Annotated in this window: 2 protein-coding genes; both read left to right on the forward strand. The window is 36.7% G+C overall.

The features are described 5' to 3' along the window. Positions 1-128: 128 nt before the first annotated feature. Positions 129-1595, forward strand: a complete 1467-nt coding sequence (gene allW / locus V7149_RS24335) for an allantoin permease (protein ID WP_335348149.1) — start codon at positions 129-131, stop codon at positions 1593-1595. Positions 1596-1691: 96 nt separating this feature from the next. Beyond that, positions 1692-2254: amidohydrolase family protein (locus tag V7149_RS24340; protein WP_335348150.1), on the forward strand; the 563-nt coding region annotated here is incomplete at its 3' end.

Below are 2254 nucleotides of genomic sequence, written 5' to 3' on the forward strand. Positions count from 1 at the left end.
TTGTTCAATATTGAACAAAAACCTTTTGCATTTTTTTAAGCAGGTACGCTAAACATAAGTTTAGCAGAAGATGAACTTGAACGAAAGCGAGGTTCCGGTGATTGGAACTATTTAAGGAGGAGATTCTGTTGAATCACTTTAATAGAGAGCAAGTAAAAGCTTCTGGTTATAGTGAAGACGTTTTACCAACAAAGGAAGAAGAAAGAAAATGGGGCATAGGAAACTTTTTTACCATTTGGATGGGCTCTGTTCATAACATTCCAAACTATATTGCTATTGGTGGCCTTTTTGCATTAGGCTTGTCAGTTAGCCAAGTTTTTTTAGCCATCATGGTTGCTTCCATTATTATTGCTGCAGTGCTAGTTCTAAATGGTCATGCTGGATCAAAGTACGGCTTGCCATTTGCAATGTTATTGCGCTTATCATATGGAAATAAAGGTGCAATGATTCCAGGAGTATTAAGAGGAGTGATAGCTGCAATCATGTGGTTCGGATTTCAAACGTACGCAGGTAGCCAGGCATTATCGATCTTAATTGGAAAACTTTGGCCTACATATTTAACATTAGGTGGAGATTGGAACTTATTAGGTTTATCATTGCCAGCTTTGATTTCATTTTTACTATTCTGGTTATTCAATGTGGCATTAATATACGGAGGAATAGGGTTTTTAGGAAAATTCGCAAAAATCCTTTCACCCCTTGTTTACATCGTTTTTATTGGAATGGCCATTTGGGCTATTAACTTAGCCGGCGGGATTGGACCGATACTAGCTTATACTGGATCGGGATTTCACGGAAATAAACTGATTATCTTTTTCGCGGCTGTAACAGCAGTAATTGCAGCATGGGCAGCACCGATTGTAAACGTTTCAGATTTCACAAGGATGGCTCGCTCAACGAAGGAACAAGCAATTGGACAAACAGTCGGGCTCGTTGTAGCGTACTTATTATTTGCAGTGGCGAGCATCGCAATTATTGTCGGATCTGAAATTGCTTTCGGAACTCCGATCTGGAACGTACTTGATGTTGTTGCTCGTTTTGAAGGAACGTTTGCAATCGCTATTTCAGTTCTTACTTTATGCTTAACGACTTTATCAGTAAACGTAACAGGTAATATTGTTCCAGCTGGTTACCAATTAGCATCTTTATTTCCAAAAAAACTGACTTTCAAAACGGGTGCCATGATTGCAGCTGTCATCGGAATTCTAGTTATGCCGTGGAAGCTTATGGAAAATGCAACAAGTATTTTTACCTTTTTAAATATTATTGCCGGAATATTAGCTCCAGTAACAGGGGTCATGTTAGCTCAGTATTTTGTCATATCCAAAACGAATATTGACTTGAACGAATTATATGCAAAAAACGGCCAATACAATTATAGAAATGGGTTTAATATAAATGCCATCGTAACAACGATTATAGCAGGTGTTATTTGTTTGATTGGGAATTTCATACCATTTCTAAAGCCGCTTTACGATATTTCTTGGTTTATCGGAATTATATCAGCGTTTATTATTTATACATTGCTAGAATGGCCCCATGCTAAAGGGACTTTGTTTGAAAAAACGCCAAAATTAAATGAAGGTAACAGATAAATTAAGGATCATATTCAAAATTAGTGCAAGCTTTATGAGATGAAATAACTTTTAGTTATTCCATATAACTTTTTGAAAATTGAAAGGGGAATTATGATGACTTTTGATGTAGTAATTAAAAATGGGAATGTTGTTTTACGTGATGGAGTTTACAAAGTTGATATCGGAATTAAAGATGAAAAAATCTCTTGCATTGCACAACAAATTACTGATGATGCAAAAGAAGTTATCGATGCAAGTGGACAATATGTTATGCCAGGAATGATTGATACACATGTTCATATTAGTGAACCTGGTCGTACTGAATGGGAAGGATTTGAAACAGGATCAAAATCATTAGCGGCTGGCGGTACAACAAGCTATGTTGAAATGCCGCTTAATGCTCTTCCAGCAACAATCAATAAAGAAGCTTTAGATCTTAAGCTTGAAGCAGCTATTGATCAAAACTATGTTGATTACGCTTTTTATGGAGGACTTGTACCAGAAAATCTGGACAAGCTGAAAGAATTAGCGGATGCGGGTGTCCTTGCATTTAAATGCTTCTTATCTGATATCACTAGTGATGTGCCAGGTGATTTCACAAATGTGGATGATTACACATTATATAAAGGTATGGAAAAATTAGCGGAATTAGATCAGTTGCTATGCATTCACGCGGA

Origin of the sequence: Bacillus sp. JJ1503 (assembly GCF_036965125.1) — a bacterium.
GTDB lineage: Bacteria > Bacillota > Bacilli > Bacillales > Cytobacillaceae > Cytobacillus.